Source organism: Amycolatopsis saalfeldensis (assembly GCF_900110575.1).
GTDB classification, from domain to species: Bacteria; Actinomycetota; Actinomycetes; order Mycobacteriales; family Pseudonocardiaceae; genus Amycolatopsis; species Amycolatopsis saalfeldensis.
Genome location: NZ_FOEF01000004.1, coordinates 194,708 through 213,103 on the forward strand (window position 1 = coordinate 194,708; position 18,396 = coordinate 213,103).

Below are 18,396 nucleotides of genomic sequence, written 5' to 3' on the forward strand. Positions count from 1 at the left end.
GATTGTGGTGCAGGTGCAATGCGCCACGGTCATCGCGCGGGCTGGACCGCTGTGCGGGAGTGCCGCGTTCGACTGTCGCGCGTGGGTGGCCAGGCCGGACCGCTGCGCAGGTGCATTGCGCTGCGCCATGGTCACCGCGCGTGGGTGGCCGGGCCGGAGCACTGCGCCCGGCCACCATGCGGGGCAACCGGCCTGAGCCGCTCCGCAGGATCATCGCGCCCCCGCCACCGGGCCTGTCTCCTCGTCTGGGCGACGCCGTCGCCGCCTGGCCGGACCCCGGCGGCTACGCTGAACGTCGTGCCTTCTCCCACCACTGAGCCCGCCACCGAGCCGGCCACCGGCCGTCGTGTCTCCCTTGTGACGCTGGGCTGTGCCCGCAACGAGGTCGACTCCGAGGAACTGGCCGGCCGCCTGGCGGCCGGGGGCTGGGAGCTGGCCGCCGACCCGGAGGACTCCGACGTCGTCGTGGTCAACACGTGTGGCTTCGTGGAGTCGGCGAAGAAGGACTCGGTGGACACGCTGCTGGCCGCCGCCGACACCGGGCGCAAGGTGGTCGCGGTCGGCTGCATGGCCGAGCGGTACGGCCACGAGCTGGCCGACAGCCTGCCGGAGGCCGACGCGGTGCTCGGCTTCGACCACTACGCCGAGCTGTCCGATCGCCTCGACGACGTGGTGGCGGGCCGCAAACTCGCCTCGCACACCCCGTCCGACCGCCGGAAGCTGCTCCCGATCAGCCCGGTCCAGCGCCCCGCGGCGAGCGAGTCCGTCGAGGTCCCGGGGCACGCCCAGCACGGCTGGGGCCCGCGCGTGCTGCGCACCCGGCTGGACACTTCGCCGGTGGCGGCGCTGAAGATCGCGTCGGGCTGCGATCGGCGCTGCTCGTTCTGCGCGATCCCGTCGTTCCGCGGTTCGTTCGTGTCGCGGCAGCCCGACGAGATCGTCGCCGAGGCGCGGTGGCTCGCCGAGAACGGCGTCAAGGAGCTGTTCCTGGTCAGCGAGAACTCCACCTCGTACGGCAAGGACTTCGGCCGTGACGGCGCCAGCGCGCTCGAGCGGCTGCTGCCCCGGCTGGCCGAGGTCGAGGGCATCGAGCGAGTGCGCGTGTCCTACCTCCAGCCGGCCGAGACGCGGCCGCAGCTGGTCAAGGCCATCGCGACGACGCCGGGCGTCGCGGACTACTTCGACCTTTCGTTCCAGCACTCCAGCGAGCAGGTGCTGCGCCGGATGCGCCGGTTCGGCTCCACCGACTCCTTCCTCGCGCTGACCGAGCAGATCCGCGAGTACGCGCCGGAGGCGGGCATCCGGACCAACGTGATCGTCGGCTTCCCCGGCGAGACCGAGCACGACCTGGCCGAGCTGGAGCGCTTCCTGACCGGCGCCCGGCTCGACGCGGTCGGCGTGTTCGGCTACTCCGACGAGGACGGCACCGAGGCCGAGACCTTCGACGGCAAGCTGGACCCGCAGGAGGTCACCGCCCGCGTCACGCGGATCTCCGCGCTGGTCGAGGAGCTCACCGCCCAGCGCGCCGAGGACCGCATCGGCACCTTCGTCGACGTGCTGGTGGAGCAGGCGGCCGAGGACGGCGAAGACGCCGTGGGCCGCGCCGCGCACCAGGCCCCCGAGGTCGACGGCGAGTGCGTGATCCTGGAGGAGGAGCCGGCCCTGAAGCCCGGCGACCTGGTCCGCTGCGAGGTCGTCGAATCGGCCGGGGTCGACCTGGTCGTCCGCCCGGTACCGGACGCCGACCGGTGAGTGCCGCCCCCAGCGACGCCGGCGAGGGCATGACCCGCGACGGGCCGGCCCCCGCCCGCCCCGCCGAGGCCGCCGCCCAGGTGCCGGAGCCGACGCCGGTCCCGACCCTCAACCTCGCCAACCTGCTGACCCTGTCCCGGCTGGTGCTGGTGCCGCTGTTCGTGCTCGCGCTGTTCACCGGCGACGGCGCGGACACCACCTGGCGGCTGATCGCGACCGGCCTGTTCGCCATCGCCTCGGCCACCGACCAGGTGGACGGCTGGGTGGCGCGCAAGTACGGCCTGATCACCGACTTCGGCAAGATCGCCGACCCGATCGCGGACAAGGCGCTGATCGGCGCCGCGCTGGTCGGGCTGAGCGTGCTCGGCGAGCTGCCCTGGTGGGTCACGATCGTGATCGCCGTGCGGGAGATCGGCGTCACGCTGCTGCGGTTCTGGGTGATCCGCCACGGCGTGATCCCGGCCAGCCGCGGCGGCAAGGCCAAGACGATGACCCAGATCCTGGCCATCGTCGTCTACCTCCTGCCGCTGCCGGCCGGCGCGGACCCGGTCCGCTGGGCGCTGATGGGCCTGGCCGTGGTGCTGACCGTGGTCACCGGCGTCGACTACCTGGTGCGCGCGGTCCGGCTGCGGGCCGCGGGCCGTCGCGCCACCGGCGCCTGATGCCCGCCGTGCCCGACCTGGACGGCCAGGCCGCCGGTTTGGTGGCGGCGCTCACCCGGCGTGGTGAGACGGTGGCCGCGGCCGAGTCGCTGACCGCGGGCCTGGTCTGCGCCACGCTGGCCCGGATCCCCGGCGCGAGTGCCGTGCTGCGCGGCGGGCTGGTGGTCTACGCCACCGAGCTGAAGCACGTGCTCGCGGGCGTCGACGAAGCGCTGCTGGCCGCTCGCGGCGCGGTCGATCCCGAGGTCGCGGCGCAGCTCGCGGCCGGTGCCCGTGACCGCTGCGGAGCGACCTGGGGCCTGGGCCTGACCGGCGTCGCCGGGCCGTCGGCGCAGGACGGGGTGGCCCCGGGCACGGTGCACATCGGGCTCCGCGGGCCCTTCGGGCCGACTGTCCGTACCCTGGTGCTGACCGGTGACCGTGACGCCGTCCGGACCGGCTCCGTGAGCGCCGCCTTCACGCTCCTCGAGGAACAACTAGACTGAACGTGGCGTTCGCCCTTGGCGTACGCATGGTTCAAGTCCTGCGCCCGGGGCGCCGCTCTGGGTAACGTAGGAGGCACCAGTTCGGGAAGGGAGGCGCGTGATGACCGTGCTGTTGCGTGAGGCGATCGGTGATCGGCTCCGTCATGCCCGCACCAACCAGCGTCGAACGCTGCGTGACATCTCTCGCGCCGCCAGGGTCAGCCTCGGCTACCTGTCCGAGGTCGAGCGTGGCCAGAAGGAGGCGTCCAGCGAGCTGCTGGCCTCCATCTGCGACGCCCTGGAGCTTCCACTCGGCGAATTGCTGCACAAGGTCGCGGCCGATGTGTCGGCGCTCGACAAGGTCGAGGTCGCCCCGGTGGACGAGCGGGTGGTCGAGGGCGCACCCCGCGAAACCGTGCCGGAGCGCGCCGCTGAGACCTCGGCCAAGGCCGGCGGGTTCGAGGGCGGCAGCCTGGTGTCCGAGCTGATCGGCGACGATCTGTCCGACCTGCGGCTTTCGCCGTCGCCCCGGCTCAACACCACCCTGCGGACCACGATCGGCGCGCCGAAGCTCGCGTCGACCATTGCCGCATAACCACGTTTCGTGAACGGACGGCTCCGGGTTGTCACCCGGGGCCGTCCGTTTGTGTCCGGTGTCGATCAGGGCCAACCCTGAATTCCCCCGGGGTCGCCTGGAACGACGGGGACCGACCTGACACGATGGAACCCAACGCCGGGGTCGGGACGTTGTGTGACTAGGGGAGTGACGCCCCACCTCGAGGTAACTCAGGCCCGTGGGACGCAAGAAGGCAGGCGGAGGAGATGGCCAACCCGTTCGTGAAGTTCTGGAAGTACATGATGGCGGCGTTCTCGTCGAAGATCGACGAGCACGCCGACCCGAAGGTACAGATCCAGCAGGCCATCGAGGAGGCACAGCGCAATCACCAGGCGCTGACGCAGCAGGCCGCCTCCGTGATCGGCAACCAGCGCCAGCTGGAGATGAAGCTCAACCGGCAGCTCGGCGACGTCGAGAAGCTGCAGGCGTCCACCCGTCAGGCGCTGGTGCTGGCCGACGAGGCCCGCGCCAAGGGTGACGAGCAGAAGGCGACCGAGTTCGAGACCGCGGCGGAGAGCTTCGCCGCGCAGCTCGTCACCGCCGAGCAGAGCATCGAGGACCTCAAGACCCTGCACGACCAGTCGCTGCAGGCGGCCGCGCAGGCCAAGAAGGCCGTCGAGCGCAACGCGACGATGCTGCAGCAGAAGCTGGCCGAGCGCACCAAGCTGCTCTCGCAGCTGGAGCAGGCGAAGATGCAGGAGCAGGTCTCCGCTTCGCTGAACCAGATGAGCGAGCTGGCGGCGCCGGGCAACACCCCGTCGCTGGAGGAGGTCCGCGACAAGATCGAGAAGCGCTACTCCACCGCGCTGGGCTCGGCCGAGCTCGCGCAGAACTCGGTCCAGGGCCGGATGCTCGAGGTGCAGCAGTCCGCCACGCAGATGGCGGGCCACTCGCGGCTGGAGCAGATCCGCAACTCCATGCGCGGCGACTCGGTCGCGCAGGTGACCGACGGCGGTGCCGCGGCGAAGGCCCCGGCCGCCGCCAACAGCGCCGACATCCAGCGGGAGATCCAGGCCCGCGTGCAGGCCGAGCAGGGCAAGAACCCGGCCTGACCCAACAGGCCGAACCACTCCGGGGGCGTGTGTCATGGGCAGTAGCGGCAGACGGCGGGACTTCAGCGAGTTCAACGCCAAGCTCGAGAAGCACATCGAGCGGCTGCCCGACTACGCCCAGCGGGCGCAGGAGAAAGCCCAGCGCGCCCAGGAGAAGCTGCAGCGGTACTTCCCGCCGGCCGAAGAGGCCGGCGGGAAGCCCGCCGCGCAGCCGAAACCCGGCAACTTCCAGCACCGGCCGTCGCCGCCGCGGCCGATCGTGCGGCGGCCGTCCACCGTGCCCGCCACGTTCGCCGCGGTCGCCGGGCAGGTGCCCGCGGTCGCGGAGGCCCGGGCGAAATGGGACCGCTGGAACCAGCCCGCCGCGAAGCTGGAGCGGCGCAAGCGGCGCACTTCACGGGTGCTCACCCTGTGGGTCCTGATCACCATCATGCTCGGGGTGCTGACCGTGCTCGCCGGGACCGGGCTGCTCGCCTCCGGCACGCCGGAGATCGCCCAGGCCGTGCTGGCCGGGTTCGGCACCCTCGCGTTCGGCACGCTCAGCGTGCGGACCGGCCTGAAGCTGCGCGGCCTCAACAAGGTCCAGCTGCCGTCCGCGCCGAGCGGGCCCCCGCCGCTGCCCGCGGCCGGTTCCGTGGCGCGGGAGCCGATGGAACGGCTCGCGGAGTCCGAGGCCTCGCTGGGCGAGCTGCTGAACCAGCTGGCCGTGCCGTCCTCGCTGGGCACGTTCGCCGTGCCGGAGGTGTCGGTGGCCGACGCGAGGGCGACGGCCGAGCAGGCCGCGCTGGCGCTGCGCGGGCTCGCCGGGCGGATCCAGGCCATCGAACGCGGGCGGAACTCGGCGCCGGACCGGGAGCGCGGCGCGCTGGACGCCGCCGTGGGTAAGCTGCGGGAGCAGCTCGACGACGGCATCGAGGGCTACGGCAGCCTGGTCGCCGCCGCGGGCCGCGCGGTCGCCGCCAGCAGCGACGGGCTGGGCACCTCGCGGGAGGCACTGACCGACGCGACGGACCACCTCGCCGGGCTCGCGCTGGCGCTGTCGGACCTTACCTGACCTGATCCGCGGTTTTCCGCCCGGATGGCCGAGTTTGAAGCCCGGTCGGCGGGATCGACGCCGACTACGCGTGACTGCGCAGGTTTCGATTGCGGTATCGAAACAATCGTGTAATCGGAAACGTCTGGCCACGGAAACGTTGGCTGTTTAACGTTTTTCCTATGCAGTCAGTGGTGGCACCCGCCAGGAACGGTGTCGAGGCCTGAGGTTCCGCGGCACCGGACGTACACAGTGGACTTTCTCGAAGCGCCGAGGAAAGGACGCCCCGTGACCACGCTCCCGCCGGAAACCGAACCCGTCCCCGTGCCCCCGCCCAGCGCGCACCAGCGCGTGGTGGCCGCCTTCGAGCGGATCGGCGTCCTCGACCGCCCCGACATCTGGATCACCCTCCGCGCCCAGGAGGAGGTGCTGGTCGACGCGAAGGCCGTGGACGAGCGCGTGCACGCGGGGGAGCACCTCCCGCTGGCCGGGACGGTGCTCGCCGTCAAGGACCTCGTCGACGTCGCCGGCACCCCCACCACCGCGGGCTGCCCCGGGTTCTCCCGCGCGCCCGTGACCAGCGCGACCGTGGTCTCCCGGCTCACCGCGGCGGGCGCCGTGGTGCTCGGCAAGACCAACCTGGACCAGTTCGCGTCCGGGCTGGCCGGCACCCGCAGCCCGTACGGCGCGGTGGCCTCGGCGCTCGACCCGGAGAAGGTGGCGGGCGGGTCGAGCAGCGGCTCGGCCGTCGCGGTGGCGCTGGGCATCGCGGACCTGGCGCTCGGCACCGACACCGGCGGCTCGGGCCGGGTGCCCGCGGCGCTGAACGCGGTGATCGGGCTCAAGCCCACGCTCGGGCTGGTGCCGAAGACCGGGGTGTTCCCGGCTTCGCCGTCGTTCGACTGCGTGTCGTTGTTCGCCCGCAGCCTCGCCCTCGGCCAGCGCGCGCTGGCCGTGATGACCGGTCCGGACGGGCTGGACCCGGCCGTGCGCGAGTGGCCCGCCGACGTCCGGCTGAGCGCCGGGCAGCGGCCCCGGGTCGCGATCCCGGACGAAGCCGGTCTGGCCGCCCTCGGCGACGCCGCCCGCCGGGCGTTCCACGTTGCGGTGACCGCGCTGGAGGCGTCGGGCGCGATCATCGAGGCCATCGATGTCAGCACCCTGCTCGACGCCGGGAAACTGCTCTACGGCAGCGCTTTGGTGGCCGAGCGCTACGCCTCGGCCGGGGAGTTCCTCGCCGGCGGCCCGGAAGGAGCGGATGCGACCGTCTCCGGCATCGTCGCGGCCGCAGGCACGCATCTCGCCCACGAGCTGGCGGACGCGCAGACCCGTGTGGCCGAGCTGCGCGCGGAGGCCCGGAAGATCCTCGCTGGCCAAGACGCCCTGCTGCTGCCCACGGTCACCGACCATCCGGCCATCACCGAGGCGCTGGCCCACCCGGTCGGCGTCAGCAGCCGCCTCGGCACGTACAGCATGTTCGTCAACGTGCTCGATTTCGCGGCCGTCACGGTGCCGGTGGCGCCGGGGGACCAGCGGCCGTTCGGCGTGACGATCGCCACCCGGGCGTTCGAGGACCAGATCGGGATCGACCTGGCGGCGGTGCTCACCGGCGAGCAGGAGCGCGAGCCGTATCCGGCCGACGGGGTCGACGTCGTGGTGTTCGGCGCGCACCTGCGCGGCCAGCCGCTGCACGGGAGCCTCGACGGCGCCCGGTTCACCGGCCCGGTCCGGACCGCCGAGCGGTACCGCATGGTGCTGCTGGAGACCGAACCGCCGCAGCCGGGTGTGCTCCCGGGCGGGACGGGCCTCGACGGCGAGCGCTGGCGGCTCTCGCCCGGCGCGTTCGGCCGGTTCGCCGCCGGGCTGCCGGAGCCGCTGGTGCTCGGGCGGGTCGAGCTGGAAGACGGCAGCACCCCGCTCGCGGTGCTGGCAGACTCGGCCGCCGCGGGGGAAAACCTCGACCGGTACGAGTCGTGGCGCGGCTACCTGCGCTTCGTCAGCACGGCCGGCCTGCGATCCCCCGGCTGACCCGGCGGACCAGCCCCGGCCCGTGCAGCGCGAACCCGGAGTAGAGCTGGACCAGCCCGGCCCCGGCGTCGAGCATCCGCGACGCGTCGTCGGGGCCGAGGATGCCGCCGACGCCGATGATCGGCAGCCGGCCGACGGTGCGCTCGTGGACGAACCGGACGACCTCCAGCGACCGCGCGGTCAGCGGCCGCCCGGACAGGCCGCCGGTCTCCGCGGCGAGGTGCGCTTCGGCCGGGGCGACGCCTTCGCGGGAGAGCGTGGTGTTGGTCGCGATCAGCCCGGAGACGCCGTGCTCCAGGCAGACCTCCAGCAGCTCGGCGAGCGCGTCGTCGGTGAGGTCCGGCGCCACCTTGACCAGCAGCGGGGTGTTCCCGCCCAGCTCGGCCGAGGTCCGGCGCAGCTCGGCGAGCAGCTCGGCCAGCGCGGTCCTGTCCTGCAGCTCGCGCAGCCCGGGGGTGTTCGGCGAGCTGACGTTGATCGCGAAGTAGTCCGCGTACGGGTGCAGTGCGCGCAGCGAGAAGCGGTAGTCCTCAACGGCGTCGGCGAGCGGGGTCACCTTGGACTTGCCGATGCTGATCCCCAGCGGCACCCCCGGCTTGCCCTGGGCGGCCAGCCGGTCCGCGAGTGCTTGCGCGCCTTCGTTGTTGAAGCCCATCCGGTTGATCACGGCGTCGCTCACGGGCAGGCTGAACAGGCGCGGCTTCGGGTTGCCCGGCTGCGGGTGCCGAGTCACGGTGCCGACCTCGACGAAGCCGAAGCCCAGCGCGGGCCACGCCGCGAGCGCCCGGCCGTTCTTGTCCATCCCGGCGGCCAGGCCGACCCGGTTGGGGAAGCGCAGGCCGAGGAACGTCACGGGATCGTCGGTGCGGTAGACCGGGCTCAGCGGGCGGAGCGCGGGCGCGGTCCGGCTCAGCAGGGTGACGGTGCGCTCGTGCACCAGCTCGGGGTCGTGGAACGCCAGCCGGTACAGGGCGGGCCGGACGATCTTGTCGAAGAGCACGGCCCCATGCTGCCCCATCGGCCGGCGCCCGGCGTCCGGAACCCGGTCAGCGTGTGGCCTTCCACTCGTCTTCGAGCATGGCGTAGACCAGTTCGTCGGTCCACACGCCCTTGACGATCTCGTTCTCCCGGAGATGGGCCTCCTTGCGCATCCCCAGGCGCTCCATGAGGGCCCGCGACGCGGTGTTGCGCCCGTCGCACCGGCCGACGATCCGGTGCAGCCCCAGCTCTTCGAAGCCCAGCCGCAGCAGCTCGGTGGCCGCCTCCAGCGCGAGGCCCTTGCCGTGGTGGTCGGGGTGGAAGACGAAGCCGATCTCGCCCTGACGGTGCTCGGAGCTCAGGTACTCGAGGTTCAGGTCGCCGATCAGCTGGCCGGTGGCGGCGAGCTCGACCGCGACGGCGAGGATCTGGCCGTCCTGGCTGAGGGTCGAGCTGTGCACCCGTTTCGCGAGGGCGGCGGCCGACTCGGCGCGGCTGCGCGGGCCCCAGTAGAGATAGCGGGCCACGTCGGCGCGGGACTGGAACGAGTTCAGTGCGTCGAGGTCGTCCGGCGTGAACGGGCGCAGGATCACCCGGCTCGTGGTGATCGGGTAGTCGGGCCTGAGCATGCCGTTCAGGCTAGCCACTTTCGGCCGTTCGGTGTATCCGTTCGCCGACGGCGATCGCCGAAGCCGGGCAAACGAGCGCCGGACGGTCGGCGGCGATCGTCCGGCGGCGGTACTTCGTATATGAAGGGGTGCTCCCGGGGCGGCTCCCGGACGCCGTCAAACGTCCGAGCCCGAGCCGGACCGGTGCTCAAGAGCCCCGGGAGCCCGGTGGCTGCCTGGTATTTCGCTATCAGGCACACACGCGAAGCAGGCGATGAGCCGAAGGTGGCTCGTGTTGTATCGCTGCTCAAAGTCCCTACGCGTGCTATCCGCTAGCGGACAGTCACCTCACGAGTCCTGTGTGAATACAACTTAGGACCACCTCCTCTCTCGTGTAAGACCACGCTAACCGCGAACCTCGGTGCGCGGCAACATCAATTACGCGAACACCGCGCGTCAGTCCGCCGGCTGCGGTCCGGGCTGGCAGCGGGGGCAGAACCAGGTCGGCCGCCGCCGGACGCCGTCGCCTTGTCCCGCCACCCGCACGCGCCCTCCGCACCGGAAGCAGCCCGGCCGGGTCCGCTCGTACACCCAGGTGCGCCGGCCCCGGGTGGGGTCGCCGGTGGTCACCTGCTCGTGGCGCCACGCGTTGGCGAGCAGCAGCTTGCGGGCCAGCGCCACGGCTTTCGCCGCGTCCACTTCGGACACCGGCGTCCACGGGGAGACGCCGAGCAGGAAGCAGATCTCCACCTTGTACAGGTTGCCGACGCCGGCCATGATCCGCTGGTCCAGTAAAGCCTCACCGAGTTCGCGGCCCGGCTCCGCGGCCAGCGCCGCCGTGGCCCGGGCCGCGTGCTCGTCCGTCCACTGTGGATCAAGCAGGTCGGGGCCGAGGTGGGCCACGAGGCCCGGGGCTTCCGCGGACGGCACGAGTTCCAGGTCGTGCAAGCGGAAACCGACGGCCTGCACGTCGGACGTCGCCAGGATCACCCGCGCGTGATGTGCTGGCGTCCGCCACTTCGCGCCGGCGCGGTAGATCTCCCAGCTGCCGTCCATGCGGAGGTGACTGTGGAGGGTCAGGTCGCCGGAGAAGCGCGTGAACAGGTGCTTGCCGACGGTGCCGACCCCCAGCACGTCGCGGCCGGACAGGTCCACAGTGGCCAGTGCGGGATGACGGAACTCACCGCGCAACAGCGTTTTCCCCGCCAGTGCTTTGTCCAGCAGCTTCCCGGCGAGGAAGACGGTGTCACCCTCGGGCACGGCTCAGCCCGCGTTGCCGGAGACTTCCGCCGGCGTGTCGGTGGGGTCCTCTTCGCCGCGTACGCGGTGCCGCCCGGCGCGGCTGGAGCGCAGGATCTTGGCCAGCACCATGTTGAACGTCAGCGCGATCTCCTGCGCGCCGGGCGAGTGCCACTCGTGGATCGGGCTGCACGCGCCCTGCGCCTGCTGCACCGCCAGCCGGTCCGGGATCGCCGTGGGCATCACCAGCGAGCCGAAGTTCTCGCGCAGCTCCGCGACCCGGAACTGGTGCTCGTAGGAGCGCACGCGCAGCTTGTTCACCAGCACCCCGATCGGGCGCAGGTCCGGGTTGTGCTCCTCGCGGATCCGCTCGATCGCCTCCAGCGCGCGCTGGGCGCCCGCCACGGCGTACATCGTGGGCTCGGTGACGATCAGTGCGCTGTCGGCCGCGACCAGCGCCGACTTGGTCAGCCGGCCCAGCGACGGCGGGCAGTCGATGATCACCAGCTCGTACGGGTCCTCGCGCAGCGGCCGCTGGTGCAGCTCGTCCAGTGCGCGGGACAGGTTCTCCAGCCGGCGGCCGTCGGGGCCGGGCTCGTTGAGCAGCTCCAGCTCCTCCGCGCCGACCAGGACGTCGACCTCCTCGGACCACACGCTCGGCGCGATGGCGCGCTCCAGCACGGCGCGGGCCGGGGTCTCGAGGACGTCGGCGAGCGTCGCCTCGGTGTAGGGCGGGTCGAGCGAGGTGGTGGCGTTGCCCTGCGGGTCGAGGTCGGCGACGAGGGTCCGGGTTCCCCTACGCAGAGCGGCCGACGCGATACCGAGCGCGACCGTCGTTTTGCCGACGCCACCCTTGAGGCTGAGTACGGCGACCGTGTGCACTCGGCACAGCCTACGGCCCGTTCGGCGGATCGGTCCCCAGGAAGGTGTCGAACGCCGCTACCGGGCGGTATGGGTCACGGCGAGTGACCGGCGGGCGGGCACTACCCTGTCCGACTATGAAGACGGACACCGTGGCCGCCCGGGGTTCCGGCGCCGTTCGCCGGGCACTCGAGACGGAGCTGCGCGCGGCCCGCGCCCGGGGCGTGGAGCAGCCCTCCGTCGTCGACGTCGGCGGCGGCAGCGGCGGCTGGGCGGTGCCCTTCGCGTCGGCCGGCTGCCTCGTGACGGTGGTCGAGCCCAACCCGAACGCGCTGGCGACGCTGCGGCGGCGCGCGGAGGAAGAGGGCGTCTCGCACCGGATCACGGTGATCGCGGACGACTCCGACGCGCTCGCGGCCCACGTGCCGGCCGGCTCGGCCGACCTGGTGCTGGCCCACGGCCTGCTCGAAGTGGTCGACGACCCGGCCGTGGTGCTCGCCGCGCTGGCGGCCGCCGTCGCGCCCGGCGGGGCGGTTTCGGTCCTGGTGGCCAACCGCAACGCGGCCGTGCTGCACCGCGCGCTGGCCGGCCGGATCGCCGAGGCCCAGCGGCTGCTCGACAGCGAAGACGGGGTCATCCCCGGCGAGCGCGACACCATGCTGCGCCGGTTCGACAGCGCCGGGCTGACCGGCCTGCTGGTCGCCGCCGGGCTGGAAGTGACCCTGCTGCGGGGCGACCGGGTGATCTCCGACGTGGTCGCGGGCGAGGTGCGCGACGACGAGCTGGCGGAGTTCGAGCTGGCCGCGGCGGCGGTGCCCGCGCTGCGCGACGTCGCGGGCCGGCTGCACGCGATGGCCCGGCGCGCCTGAAACTGTCGGTGGTCCCGGGTAGCGTCCGCGGACGTGGGGAGAAACACCGAACTGCCCAGCGGGATGGCCCGCTACCGCGTCACCACCGGTGCCGCGGCGCTGCCGGACGACACCGGCTGCGCGATCCTGCACGTCGACATGGACGCGTTTTTCGTCTCCTGTGAGCTGCGCACGCGGCCGGAGCTGGTGGACAAGCCCGTGGTCGTGTCCGGCGGCGGGCCGCGGTCGGTGGTGGCCGCGGCGAACTACCCGGCGCGCGAGTTCGGCGTGCGGTCCGCGATGCCGTTCTCCACGGCCAAGCGGCTGTGCCCCCAGCTGGTCTGCATCCAGCCGACTTCGGGGCTGTACGGCGAGGTTTCGCGTGGGGTGATGGACATCTTCCGCGACCTGACGCCGTTGGTGGAGCCGCTGAGCCTGGACGAGGCGTTCCTGGACGTCGGCGGCGCGCTGCGGCGGCTGGGTGCCACTCCGGCGCAGCTGGGCGCGCGGATCCGCGAGCGGGTGGTGGCCGAGCACGGGATCACCTGCTCGGTGGGCGTCGCGAAGGTCAAGTACGTCGCCAAGCTCGCCTCGGGCATGGCGAAGCCGGACGGGATGGTGGTCGTGCCGGCGGCGGAGACGCTCGCGTTCCTGCACCCGTTGCCCGTCTCGGCGCTGTGGGGGGTCGGGCAGCGGACCGAGGAGCACCTGCGCCAGCAGGGGCTGCACACGATCGCGGACGTCGCGGCGGCCCCGCCGGCCCGGCTGCGGCGGTCGCTGGGCCGCGCGGTCGGCGACCACCTGTGGGCGCTGGCGAGCGGCCACGACGACCGCGCGGTGGTGCCGGAGTCGGCGGAGAAGTCGATCGGCGCGGAGCGGACCTTCGAGGTCGACCTGCACAGCCGCGCCGAGCTGGGGCTGGAGCTGCTCCGGCTCGCCGAACGGGTCGGCGCCACGCTGCGGGCCCGCGGCCTGCGCGGCCGGACGGTCTCGATCAAGGTGCGCTTCGCGGACTTCCGCACAATCACCCGTTCCCGCACCCTGTTCACCGCCACCGACGTCGCCCGCGACATCCACCGCACCGCCGTCGACCTGCTCGCCGAACACGCCCCGACCGGCGCCATCCGCCTGATCGGCGTCCGCGTCGAAGGCCTGGACACCGCCGAAGCCGGCGAACAACTCCTCCTCGCCTCAGCCGAACCCCGCTGGCGCGACGCCGAAGTAGCCGCCGACGTCGCCCGCTCCAAGTTCGGCGCATCCGCAGTCCGCCCGGCGTCGCTACTTTCGCCACGGGAGCAGTGACGCTCACGGTGCGGCGGCCTCCGGTGCGCGGGCCGGGCTGCCGTGTGGTGGGGCCGCAGAGTTACGAACCGCCGGGCCGTGGGGCTTCGGGGCGCGGGGCTGTGGGCCCGCGAGCTGCCGGGCCGTCGGGCTGCTACGCCGCCGAGCTGTGGGCCCGCGAGCCGCTGGGCCGCCGGACTGCGAGCCACCAGGCCGCAGGCACGCGAGCTGCTGGTCTGCCGGGCTAAGAGTCGCCAGGCCGCCCAGGCCGTATGCCCGCGAGCCGCTGGGCCACCGGGCTGCTGGGCGGGCCGGACTGCCGGGCTGTGGGCCCGCGAGCCGCCGGGCTGCGAGTTGCGGGGCCGCTGGGCTGCCGAGCGTTGGGGCTGCGAGCCGCACGCCAGCAGGGCTGTGGGGCCGCCGGGAGTCGGGCTGTAGGCCCGCGAGCCGCTGGGCCACCGGGCCGCAGGGCGGTGGGGCCGCAGGACTACGAGCCGCTGGGCCGTGCGGCTGTCTGACCGCCAAGCCGCCGGACTTTGGGGCCGCGAGCCACGAGCCACGAGCCTCGGGGGCTGTGGGCAGCTGGTTGCGAGCCGCCGGACCGCCCGGCGGTGGGCTGCGGGGCGCGGGGCGCGGGGCCACCGGGCCGCAGGGCGGTGGGGCCGCAGGACTACGAGCCGCTGGGCCGTGCGGCTGTCTGACCGCCAAGCCGCCGGACTTTGGGGCCGCGAGCCATGAGCCACGAGCCTCGGGGGCTGTGGGCAGCTGGTTGCGAGCCGCCGGACCGCCCGGCGGTGGGCTGCGGGGCGCGGGGCTGTGGGCCCGCGAGCCGCTCTGCTGCCGGGCTGCGAGCCCCCGCGCTGCCAGGCTGCCGGGCTGCCGGGCCGGGCTGCGGGCCGCGCGCTACCGGACCGCGAGCCGCCGGGCTGCCGGGCGCCGAGGTGTGGGGCCACGAGATGTGGGCCGCGAGTTGTGGGGCTGCCGGACTGCGAGCTGCCGCGCTGCCTGACGCCGAGTTGTGGCGCTGCCTGGCGTCGAGTTGTGGGGTCGCGAGTCGTGGGGCAGCCGAGCTGTCGGGCCGCAGGGACCTGGGGCAGCCGGGCTGTAAAGCAGTCGGGCCGCAAGCAGGCGGGGCCGCAAGAGCCGCAGGGGCGCGAGTGGATCCCGCGGCGCCCCGGCAGGGTGGCTGGCCGCCCCGTGCGGGTGATGGGTGGCGGGGCCGTCGTGTGGTCGCGGGGAGTGGTCGGCGGGGCGGGGGAGGGTGCGCGGCGGAGGTCGGCGCAGGGTGTTCGGGGGGTTCTCGACCTGGTGAAGGGCGTGAGATCGGTCGCGGTGACGGTCTGTCAACCCACGTCAGTCGAGATTTCCCCCAATTCGATCCCTTCTGGATACGGGATCGGGTAGTCGGACGCGCGCGGGGCTCGTATCCTGGACAGTGCCACCCCGCCTGGGGTTGGCTGTTGGGTCCAGGACGTTGCGCGGCCCGGCGCCCGCGACAGCTGTGCCGGAGGAGGAAAGATGCCACTCTCCGAGCATGAGCAGCGGCTGCTCGATCAGATCGAGCGCGAGCTCTATGCCGAGGACCCCAAGTTCGCATCGACGGTGCGTGGCACCCGGATGCGCCGCCCCGCTCGTCGACGGCGCATCCAGGGGATCGTCCTGTTCGTGCTGGGCGTCGCACTGCTGGTGCTGGGGGTGGTGGTGCCCGTGCTGCGGGTCGCCGACATCCCGTTGATCAGCGTGCTGGGGTTCCTCGTGATGTTCTTCGGGGTGATGATGGCCGTCACGTCCATACGCCAGGGTGACAGTGGCAAGGACAACGGCGGCCCCCACAGCAGCGGGGGAGGCGGCGGCAAGCAGTCGAGCCGTCGCAGCTCGTTCACCCAGCGCATGGAGGAACGCTTCCGCCAGCGCTTCGAAGAGCAATAACACACCGCCACCTTCGAGATCCGCGCTTCGCCCTCCCCGGGGCGGAGCGCGGATTTCTCGTGTGCGCGCAAAGACCGGCACCGCCGCACGGTGATCGGGCCGGCCCCCACGGTCAGGAGCGGGGGCGCACGGCGCTGGAGTCAGGCGCGAACCGCACGCCCTCGGCTGATCGCAAACGCTGCGGCAAGACCGGAATCGGAGCCCCAGCGGCCTCAGGAACGGCGGCGCAGCACCGACTTCGGGAACAGCCGTCCGCGCCAGGGCAGCGGGGCGGTGCGGCCGAGGCCGCGGCGCAGTTCGTCGAAGGCCGGGGCCAGGTGCGGGTCCGGGGCGGGCACGTCGCTGTACCAGGTCTTCTCGACGGCGCCGATCACCGCGCGCAGGCTCTCGCGGGCGGGGTCGTCCAGGTGGTGGCTCGCGGCGATCTTCTGGCCGGCCACGCGGACGGTGTCGCTGTCCGGGATCGGCAGGCCCCGGTCGGCGCACTCGGCTCTGAGCTCCCGCCACGCCGCGTCGGCCGCGCCGGGGGCGTGGGCCGCGATGGCCTGGAGACGGCGGCGGCGGAAGAAGTCCCGTACGGCGGCCGGACCGCCGATGCCCGCGAGCAGGACCACCACGATCAGCGCGAACCACCACGCCACCAGCGCCGCCAGGAAACCCGCCGCCGCCACGAACAGCACGCCCGCGGCCAGCGGCAGCCACAGCGCGGCCAGGTGGACGCGGTCGTCGGCCGGGACCGCGGTGGGGGTGCGGACCAGCAGGGTGCCGTCCGGCGTCGCGTCCGGTGGCGGGACGCCGGAGCCGGGCGACTGGCCACCGGGGCCGCTCCGACGGCGCGAGGAGCGCAGCAGGTACGCCGCCAGCACCGCCAGCCCGCCGAGCACCGCCAGCACGAGGGCGAGCGCGATCAGCCAGCCGTTGCTCGACCCCTGATCCGGCGCCGGCCCGGGGGCGGCCTGGCTCTGGCCCTTGTCCAGCGGGTTGTTCGCGGTCGGCGCGCTGGACTTCGACGCGGTCGGCAGGTCGTCGGTGGCGTTCGGCTGCTGGGAGCTGGAGTCGTTCTGCTGCAGGTACGGCGGGACGATGCCGCGGCCGTCGGCGAGCGGCGTCGGGTCGAAGCTGACCCAGCCCTTGTCGCCGAAGTACGCCTCGACCCACGCGTGCGCGTCCTGCGAGCTGATCGACTGGTAGTCGCCCTTCTGGACGCCCGGCGTGAAGCCGATCGCGACGCGCGCGGGGATGTGCGCCACGCGCAGCATCACCGCCATCGCGGACGCGTACTGCTCGCAGTAGCCGCGCTTGCCGTTGAGGATGAAGTCGGCCAGCGCGTCGGCGTCGGTGGCGTCGGCGGTCTTCGTGTCGTAGACGAAACCGTTCTGGGCGCTGAAGAACTGCCACAGCGCGTTGGCCTTGTCGAAGTTGTTGGTCTGGCCCGCCACGATCTGGTCGGTCTTCGCGATCACCCGCGGGTCGACGCGGTCGATGGTCGTGTACGCCGCCGGCACCTCGTCGGACTTCGGGTCGGTGACGCGCAGTTCGGCGGCGGTCGGCTCCTTCAGCGAAGCGGTTTCGGTGTACGGCGGCGCCGGCTCGCTCTTCGTGGTGAAGACGGCGCCGCTGACCCGGTCGTACAACCACTGCGGCGAGACGCCGCGCAGCGCGCGCGGGGCGCCGTAGACCGGCAGCCAGTTGTCGACCCAGCGGGTGGGCTCGATCTGGATCTGCCGGGAGACGCCGGTGCCGTCGTCGCCCGGCGCGGCGGGCAGGGTGGCGCCGGCGAGGACGCCGGTCTGGGCCTGGCCGCCGCCGCGCAGGCCCCAGCCCTTGTTCGGGGTGTAGGTGTCGAGGGTGAACGCGCGCAGCAGCCGCCGGTCCGAGCCGAGGCCGCGGACCTGGAACAGCTCGGTGTTCGCGCCCTGGTCGAGCAGGCCGCGCAGCTGCGTGAACGGGGCGACGCCGAAGCCGCCCGCGCCGTTCCCGCCCGTTCCGCCGCTGGCGCCGAACGGGATCTTGCCGACCGTGCCGACCACGGTGATCCCGCCGCCGAGCAGGCCGAGCACGATCGCGGCGCCGACCACGGCCACGGGGGCCTGCAGTGCGCGGGCGGGGCCGCCGGAGCCCGGGGCGTCGCGGTTGCGCCAGCGCCGGTGCCGGTGGCTGCCGTCGATGGCGAGCAGGCAGGGGAACGCGGCCGCGCCGAGCAGGAACGTCCACCACGGCAGCAGGCTGTCGGACAGCGCCGCGGGCACCGCGTAGACGCACAGCAGCACCAGCCCGGTGGCGGCCGGCGCCGCGGCGGCCACCGCGAGCGTGTCGACGAGCACCGCGACCAGGCCGATCGCGATGGTCACCAGGCACAGGATCGGCTGCGTGCCCTCCACCGGCGGCAGCCCGGTGCGGATCTGCTCCGCGGACGCCGCGAGCGTCGCCTGCAATTCCCCGAACGCGGTCGGGCCGGGGAAGATCTTGAGGACGCCCTGCGTGGTGAACGCGCCGGTGATCAGGAACAGCAGCACCAGCAGCTGCCCGAGCCCGACGACGATGGTCGGGGCCCGCAGCGAGCGCAGCGCCAGCCCGGTCGACGCGACCAGGATGACGGCGACCAGCAGGTACCCGAACCACGCCCAGCCGTTCACCACGCCGGTCAGGGAGGTGGCCGCGCAAAGCGTCGCGCCACCCGCCGCGGCCGGCGGCAGCACGCTGCTCGACCACGGCGCCGCCGGTGCCGGGGGCTGCGGCGTGGGAGTGTGCGGAATCGGCGGCCGCGGCGGCGCGGTGGCGGTCATCGGGCACCGCCGATCAGCATGCCGCGGCTGTGGCTGCTCGCGCGATGGCCGTGCCCGGGCTCGGCGGGGTTCGCGGTGGTGAGGGGGGTGGCCGGGTTCATCGGGCACCGCCGATCAGGATGCCGCGGCTGTGGCTCGCGCGGGTGGCTGCGCTCGGACTCGGCGGGGTTCGCGGTGGTGAGGGGAGTGCCCGGGTTCATCGCGCACCGCCGATCAGCACGCTGGAGCTGTCCGTGCCGCGCCCGAAGTGCCCCGATAT

15 protein-coding genes are annotated in these 18,396 nt (G+C 73.3%); 10 read left to right on the forward strand and 5 right to left on the reverse strand.

The genetic code is table 11. The features are described 5' to 3' along the window. Positions 1 to 297: 297 nt before the first annotated feature. The 7 genes from rimO to atzF all read left to right on the forward strand — a co-directional run bounded on the left by rimO (position 298) and on the right by atzF (position 7,607). Positions 298 to 1,752, forward strand: a complete 1,455-nt coding sequence (gene rimO / locus BMY97_RS11725; protein ID WP_091616729.1) for a 30S ribosomal protein S12 methylthiotransferase RimO — start codon at positions 298 to 300, stop codon at positions 1,750 to 1,752. Continuing rightward, positions 1,749 to 2,414 (forward strand): CDP-diacylglycerol--glycerol-3-phosphate 3-phosphatidyltransferase, encoded by a 666-nt coding sequence (pgsA, locus tag BMY97_RS11730; RefSeq protein ID WP_091616731.1) that lies wholly within the window; start codon positions 1,749 to 1,751, stop codon positions 2,412 to 2,414. The genes rimO and pgsA overlap by 4 nt, the downstream gene beginning before the upstream one ends. After that, complete coding sequence (locus BMY97_RS11735) at positions 2,414 to 2,899, forward strand: CinA family protein (RefSeq protein ID WP_091616733.1); 486 nt, start codon at positions 2,414 to 2,416, stop codon at positions 2,897 to 2,899. The genes pgsA and BMY97_RS11735 overlap by 1 nt, the downstream gene beginning before the upstream one ends. Positions 2,900 to 2,999: 100 nt before the next feature. After that, positions 3,000 to 3,473 carry a helix-turn-helix domain-containing protein gene (locus BMY97_RS11740; RefSeq protein WP_177231290.1) on the forward strand — a complete coding sequence of 158 codons (474 nt, stop codon included), beginning with the start codon at positions 3,000 to 3,002 and terminating at the stop codon, positions 3,471 to 3,473. A gap of 227 nt (positions 3,474 to 3,700) precedes the next feature. Next, a complete protein-coding gene (locus BMY97_RS11745; RefSeq protein WP_091616736.1) occupies positions 3,701 to 4,546 on the forward strand; it encodes a PspA/IM30 family protein in 846 nt (281 codons plus the stop codon). Between the two features lie 34 nt (positions 4,547 to 4,580). Beyond that, positions 4,581 to 5,600, forward strand: a complete 1,020-nt coding sequence (gene pspM, locus BMY97_RS11750) for a phage shock envelope stress response protein PspM (protein WP_091616738.1) — start codon at positions 4,581 to 4,583, stop codon at positions 5,598 to 5,600. Positions 5,601 to 5,867: 267 nt separating this feature from the next. After that, on the forward strand, positions 5,868 to 7,607 hold the full coding sequence (gene atzF, locus BMY97_RS11755) for an allophanate hydrolase (protein WP_218156766.1): 1,740 nt from the start codon (positions 5,868 to 5,870) through the stop codon (positions 7,605 to 7,607). Here the strand turns inward: atzF and BMY97_RS11760 are convergent. The 4 genes from BMY97_RS11760 to BMY97_RS11775 all read right to left on the reverse strand — a co-directional run bounded on the left by BMY97_RS11760 (position 7,576) and on the right by BMY97_RS11775 (position 11,314). After that, complete coding sequence (locus tag BMY97_RS11760) at positions 7,576 to 8,607, reverse strand: quinone-dependent dihydroorotate dehydrogenase (RefSeq protein WP_091616740.1); 1,032 nt, start codon at positions 8,605 to 8,607, stop codon at positions 7,576 to 7,578. The two genes, atzF and BMY97_RS11760, sit on opposite strands and share 32 nt — an antisense overlap. 46 nt (positions 8,608 to 8,653) lie before the next feature. Then, on the reverse strand, positions 8,654 to 9,214 hold the full coding sequence (locus BMY97_RS11765; RefSeq protein WP_091616742.1) for a GNAT family N-acetyltransferase: 561 nt from the start codon (positions 9,212 to 9,214) through the stop codon (positions 8,654 to 8,656). Positions 9,215 to 9,649: 435 nt separating this feature from the next. Next, entirely contained in the window at positions 9,650 to 10,453 is an 804-nt protein-coding gene (locus BMY97_RS11770; protein WP_091616744.1) for a DNA-formamidopyrimidine glycosylase family protein, read from the reverse strand. Between the two features lie 3 nt (positions 10,454 to 10,456). After that, the gene (locus BMY97_RS11775) at positions 10,457 to 11,314 is read right to left on the reverse strand and encodes a ParA family protein (protein ID WP_091616746.1); all 858 of its coding nucleotides are present in this window, start codon (positions 11,312 to 11,314) and stop codon (positions 10,457 to 10,459) included. 116 nt (positions 11,315 to 11,430) lie between these two features. On the opposite strand from BMY97_RS11775, the gene BMY97_RS11780 reads away from it, so the two are divergent. The 3 genes from BMY97_RS11780 to BMY97_RS11790 all read left to right on the forward strand — a co-directional run bounded on the left by BMY97_RS11780 (position 11,431) and on the right by BMY97_RS11790 (position 15,351). After that, a complete protein-coding gene (locus BMY97_RS11780) occupies positions 11,431 to 12,162 on the forward strand; it encodes a class I SAM-dependent methyltransferase (RefSeq protein ID WP_091616748.1) in 732 nt (243 codons plus the stop codon). Between the two features lie 63 nt (positions 12,163 to 12,225). Further along, positions 12,226 to 13,443 carry a DNA polymerase IV gene (locus BMY97_RS11785; RefSeq protein WP_091616750.1) on the forward strand — a complete coding sequence of 406 codons (1,218 nt, stop codon included), beginning with the start codon at positions 12,226 to 12,228 and terminating at the stop codon, positions 13,441 to 13,443. Between the two features lie 1,497 nt (positions 13,444 to 14,940). Continuing rightward, entirely contained in the window at positions 14,941 to 15,351 is a 411-nt protein-coding gene (locus BMY97_RS11790; RefSeq protein WP_091616752.1) for a DUF3040 domain-containing protein, read from the forward strand. 212 nt (positions 15,352 to 15,563) lie between these two features. Here the strand turns inward: BMY97_RS11790 and BMY97_RS11795 are convergent, their stop codons facing one another. Continuing rightward, positions 15,564 to 18,137 carry a transglutaminase TgpA family protein gene (locus tag BMY97_RS11795; protein ID WP_091616754.1) on the reverse strand — a complete coding sequence of 858 codons (2,574 nt, stop codon included), beginning with the start codon at positions 18,135 to 18,137 and terminating at the stop codon, positions 15,564 to 15,566. Between the last annotated feature and the right edge of the window lie 259 nt (positions 18,138 to 18,396).